The sequence below is a fragment of the Synechococcus sp. R3-13 genome, assembly GCF_047462195.1.
In the GTDB taxonomy this organism is placed as follows: domain Bacteria; phylum Cyanobacteriota; class Cyanobacteriia; order Thermostichales; family Thermostichaceae; genus Thermostichus.
In genome coordinates, this window is the sequence record NZ_JANSIO010000072.1 from 1 (window position 1) to 4,169 (window position 4,169).

7 protein-coding genes and 1 pseudogene are annotated in these 4,169 nt (G+C 53.9%); all 8 read right to left on the reverse strand.

Features of this window, described 5'->3' with window-relative positions:
* On the reverse strand, nucleotides 1-1,341 hold a 1,341-nt coding region (locus tag NW856_RS02390), incomplete at its 3' end, for an indolepyruvate ferredoxin oxidoreductase subunit alpha (protein ID WP_414398906.1).
* Nucleotides 1,342-1,684: 343 nt separating this feature from the next.
* Nucleotides 1,685-1,942, reverse strand: coding sequence for a hypothetical protein (locus tag NW856_RS02395; RefSeq protein ID WP_011432066.1), 258 nt, complete (start codon nucleotides 1,940-1,942; stop codon nucleotides 1,685-1,687).
* A 94-nt stretch (nucleotides 1,943-2,036) separates the two neighbouring features.
* Nucleotides 2,037-2,414, reverse strand: coding sequence for a ferrous iron transport protein A (locus NW856_RS02400; protein WP_414398908.1), 378 nt, complete (start codon nucleotides 2,412-2,414; stop codon nucleotides 2,037-2,039).
* Between the two features lie 28 nt (nucleotides 2,415-2,442).
* On the reverse strand, nucleotides 2,443-2,742 hold the full coding sequence (locus NW856_RS02405) for a 2Fe-2S iron-sulfur cluster-binding protein (RefSeq protein ID WP_099813376.1): 300 nt from the start codon (nucleotides 2,740-2,742) through the stop codon (nucleotides 2,443-2,445).
* A gap of 42 nt (nucleotides 2,743-2,784) precedes the next feature.
* On the reverse strand, nucleotides 2,785-3,150 hold the full coding sequence (gene nifW / locus NW856_RS02410) for a nitrogenase-stabilizing/protective protein NifW (protein ID WP_414398909.1): 366 nt from the start codon (nucleotides 3,148-3,150) through the stop codon (nucleotides 2,785-2,787).
* The gene (locus NW856_RS02415) at nucleotides 3,147-3,410 is read right to left on the reverse strand and encodes a CCE_0567 family metalloprotein (RefSeq protein WP_011432070.1); all 264 of its coding nucleotides are present in this window, start codon (nucleotides 3,408-3,410) and stop codon (nucleotides 3,147-3,149) included. The genes nifW and NW856_RS02415 overlap by 4 nt, the downstream gene beginning before the upstream one ends.
* Nucleotides 3,411-3,476: 66 nt before the next feature.
* On the reverse strand, nucleotides 3,477-3,932 hold the full coding sequence (locus NW856_RS02420) for a NifX-associated nitrogen fixation protein (RefSeq protein WP_414398911.1): 456 nt from the start codon (nucleotides 3,930-3,932) through the stop codon (nucleotides 3,477-3,479).
* A 2-nt stretch (nucleotides 3,933-3,934) separates the two neighbouring features.
* Nucleotides 3,935-4,169, reverse strand: a pseudogene (locus NW856_RS02425) (nitrogen fixation protein NifX); the annotation flags it as partial.

Genomic DNA, 4,169 nt, shown 5'->3' on the forward strand with positions numbered 1-4,169 from the left:
GGCTTCTTGAACTACTCGACGATGCCAGTCGGAGGGCAGATGAAATCGTTGAATGCGAGCCTGCATCAAGAGTCCCCACTTGCCCCGCGGCCCGGCAGCCGTCAGCAAGCCACCGTTGTTGGCATCTTCAATCCAAAAGTTCAATGCCTCGTCTGCATCCTCGGGCACAGCTTCCAGGCGAGCCCACAGGGGTTGAATGGAAGAAGGATAGGTGAGGGAATCGAACTCCGGCTTGAGGCCGTAGTGGTTGAGAACCTCCAGATCGCTTTCAAAGGTGCGCAGCAGCCGTTTGCGTTCTTGGAGATTGAGATAAGCTTCCTGCAGTCGCTCTTCCCCGTAGGCCACTCGCATCAGGGTGGGCACCGTCAGACGCTGTTGCCGCCCCATCCTCACTTTGAACAACAGCCACAGCAGCAGGCGCATGGCTCCTTCATGGTGTTGCCAATGGCTCATCACGGCCTGCAGCAGGGATAGGGGCAGGCTGCTGTACTGATAAAAGGCTTGCCCCTGGCGGCACCCTTGTCGATTGAGAAAGTACCGTGTCCATTCGCCGGGCTGAATCGCCCAAGTCAGGCCCACCAGATGGTTGCAGCCCTGCTCATCTTTTTGAAAGTGGCGATGCATCTTGAGCAGCCTCCACAGAGGGCCAGCCGGTACCGAAAACCCCTTCACCCGCCCCTGATCCGGCCAATCGATGGAGACTTGAATCCGACAGAGCTGCTCTATCCAGGTCATGAACAGGTGGAGACGGGTCATCTTGCTCAGATCTTTACGTTTATCCCAGCCCAAATAGGACTCCAATTGTGAGTCGGTGAAAACAAAGGATTCCTTCCAGGGGCTATCCAACCCGGCGGCATAGGCAGCAAAAATAAGATGCAAACAGGCAGTTCGCACATCGATCGGAGCACTTTGTAGGATCCCGTCCAAACATAGAGTTAGGGTCAGAGATCCCTGGTTGTGGCCAACAGATTTCTGATAGCAAACCTGGTTATCTCCCTGCTTTTGCAGATTGAGAGATTGAAATTGAGATAGGAAATTGCAGGCTTCCCAGACCACAATTGACGAAGCAAAAGCCTGGCTATGGCCGTTCAAAAATAGAGGTGGACTGCTGCGAATGCGGGCCGTGACCGTGCGGTTGCGCCCCTTCATGGCTTCATAAGGCTGCGGGGCAGAACCGGGACACAGGCTAACGCACTGAGGTTCTGGGAAGAAACCTTCGCAGTCATTGCACAACAGAGGATTAATCCAGTATTCCCCATCCTGGACAACGATAGCTTTTGTAGGACAGCTATCTACGCAAGCGTGGCAACCGATACAATCCCCTGAGATTTGATAAGCCATAGCCCTCGAACTCCATAGCGTTTCCCTGTAGCTCTCCTTTGTTCACGCCTGCTATCGCATCTGCAAAACCCTAAACCCGGCCATGGAGACCTTCCTCGCAAAGCCGTGGCAGCCCGGCGAGAGACCTTAGTTTAAGGTCTGTTTCCTAAGCTCAATTCGTGAACTGGATTGAACGATACCTCAAAAGATCCCCGGCAGGCCAGGGAGATTTGGTCTAGGGTGAACCTTCTGGAAAGCTTTGTTTTCTCTTAACTTCTAATGTTTGCAGTGAACTTTTGAGATGGCTTTGCAGGCTACTCCTCCCCCCTTGAGAGCCTTTTAGGGATCCGAACTGCAACAAGTGTCAGGCGAAACGCTCAATAACCAAGCCGACACAAGGTCGTCCGCCCACCCAATACGTCGATTCATCGGCAAGGTTGTGGCTTGGCTCTAGATGCCAACCCAAGGGATTGGGTTCTAGCTCCAGCGCCCGCACGATTTCTTCTGGGCTGAGCCCTGTGCAGAGTTGAATGTGTTGCAACTTGGGAAATGGCTTTTCCACAAGGCTAAGCTCTTCAGCAGCTTTAAGGATGGAGCCCAGGTGTAGCAAACAGGTGTTCATAGCTTTGCTCCCAAATCAAGATAGATTATGAAGAGATGTGCTTACCTTGAGTGTCTCTCATTGCAAGTTAAAAATTGGGTAAATAGACTACATTTTAGAAGGCTCTTGGCAAATTTAAGATTGTTTTCTTATTCGGTTCTTGGGGAGGCGCTAGGGTGCAACGGGGATCCATGCAAACCCAGATAGGTTTAGCCAAATAAGCAGGAAGGAAAAGTTGGCCATTGGGTAGGAGTAGGATCCACTCAGGATGACGTTGGATAACCTGGAGATAGGTGCCCACAGTGAGCCCCATTTGCTGCAATTGGGTGCAAACAGCTTCGGATCCGCGCAGTTGGTAGATGCGACCTTCTTCTCCAATCTTCATGAGTTGGAGAGGAGATATGGTTATTGAGATCTTAGGAACCGTGGACGGGGCCAACATACAGGGATCCCTAATCTTAGAAGAGGCCATTTGAGCCTTGCCCGAGTCCATTTGCGAGCAGCTTGGAAGCAGCGATCTATCAAACCAAGTAAGCTTCCTGGTGAGTGCGAATCGTACAATTGGAGCGAGGTTTAGCCACGCAGAGCAGCACAAATCCTTTGGCTATTTGCTCCTCATCCAGAAAGGTTTGCTCCGATTGATCGACTTCTCCTTCTACCACTTTGGCCACGCAAGAGGAACAACTACCGGAGCGGCAGGAAGAGGGCAAATCCACATCTTGATCCTCAGCCGCTTCTAGGATGGTTGAATCTTCATCTACTGAGATATAGGTGTCGAGCCGTCGTTTTGGGTTAACCAAGTGAACTGTGTAGGTAGCCATGATGAGATCTCCAGAGAGTTGACGAGGGGTAAACAAGGGAGCTTAGGCAGGGATCCCAGGGCTGCATTCGCCCCGCTCTCCCAAAGAGCTGCAGCCGGCACAGCCGCCGACAGCATCTGGACAACCGTAGTCTTGAAAGACTCGGAATAGCTTCTCCTGCTGCGGAGTAGAGGTGAGAAAGGTTTGGTACGCTTTTTCCAGCGCTTGCCGAGCTTGCTCCAATCGCTCTTCTTCGCTGCCCTGGAAACACTCCAGAGGGCCTAGATACTGAGCGAATTTGCGTAAGATATGCAGGCGATTCACGTTGACCACCCGCGGATCGTAGGGGAGCTCGAAAAAAGCGAAATAATCCTCGGCATTGACTAGGGCTTGGAAGTCTTTCCAACGGCGGTTGCGGTTCCAACTCATCGGCAGGTCTCCAGGGTTTTCAAGCGTTGTCTGAGGGTGTGCAGCCGGGCAAACAGGGCATAGGTGCGGGCTGCCAAGTCGGGGAGTCGCTCGAACCCGTCGGGTAGCCCCTCGGCCAGATCGTGCAGATCCATTTTCAGTTGGCCTGCTTTGCTGTTTAGTCGCTTGATCTCGGTGCGGAGCTGGTCGGCAGACAGGTGTTCGAAGGGCTCGAAATCCAGGCCGTTCACAACATTCTCAACGTCACTCTCATTCAACATGGGCAAGGCACTCCTAATTGCTGAAGAAAAAGAAGAAAAAATGGCTGCCGGGACGGAGACAAGCGGCTACAGTCGGCCCACCTCGGGGTAGATTCGGGCCAGTTGGATCCCTTTGTCGATAAGGGCAGTAGCTTTTTCAGTGAGCTGTTCGAGAGACTCGAAACCGAAGCGATGGGCGTCTCGCAGGGTGTTGACCACCAACAACAACCGCCCTGAGAAGACCAGCACCCAACCAAAGCCTTCGCTGTTGAGATCCAGCACCACCTGAGCTAGGAGGCCCGTTTCCTTTTCAATCAGGGCGGCAATGGCGCGGTAGTAGATGAGGATGCGGCTCCGCACTGCCGGATCCACCTCCCCTTCCAGGGATATTTGGCGCTTCTGGGCTTTGGTGACGACAAAGGGCTTGAGCAGCAACTCATCCCTCCAGGTGCGGTAGGTGCCGTAGGGATCCGCCGCCCGCAGCTGGCGGACGATCTCCTGCAGGATGGGGCTGGTCGAGGGGGAAAGAGGGGTAACCGTCATGGCTAAACCTCCGCAGGGGAAGTAGAGGGATTTGGGGCTTCGGCTTTGCGGGCGCGCTCGGCCAAGAGCACTTTGCGCAGCCAGGGGGGAGGGTTGTGCAGGGTGGTTACCAGGCGCTGCAACAAGCTCTCGATGGATTCTTCTTCCGACTGCACTTTGATGGGGGTGATGCGGCGGTTGATCAGGCGGGCGGCGGCACTGCTGCCAATGGCAGCCACGTAGATGAGGGTGACATCG

Bases quoted from the DNA above. Each gene is read 5' to 3' on its own strand.
- NW856_RS02395 (WP_011432066.1), bottom strand. From the start codon at position 1,942: ATGAACACCTGTTTGCTACACCTGGGCTCCATCCTTAAAGCTGCTGAA.
- NW856_RS02400 (WP_414398908.1), bottom strand. From the start codon at position 2,414: ATGGACTCGGGCAAGGCTCAAATGGCCTCTTCTAAGATTAGGGATCCC.
- NW856_RS02405 (WP_099813376.1), bottom strand. From the start codon at position 2,742: ATGGCTACCTACACAGTTCACTTGGTTAACCCAAAACGACGGCTCGAC.
- nifW (WP_414398909.1), bottom strand. From the start codon at position 3,150: ATGAGTTGGAACCGCAACCGCCGTTGGAAAGACTTCCAAGCCCTAGTC.
- NW856_RS02415 (WP_011432070.1), bottom strand. From the start codon at position 3,410: ATGTTGAATGAGAGTGACGTTGAGAATGTTGTGAACGGCCTGGATTTC.
- NW856_RS02420 (WP_414398911.1), bottom strand. From the start codon at position 3,932: ATGACGGTTACCCCTCTTTCCCCCTCGACCAGCCCCATCCTGCAGGAG.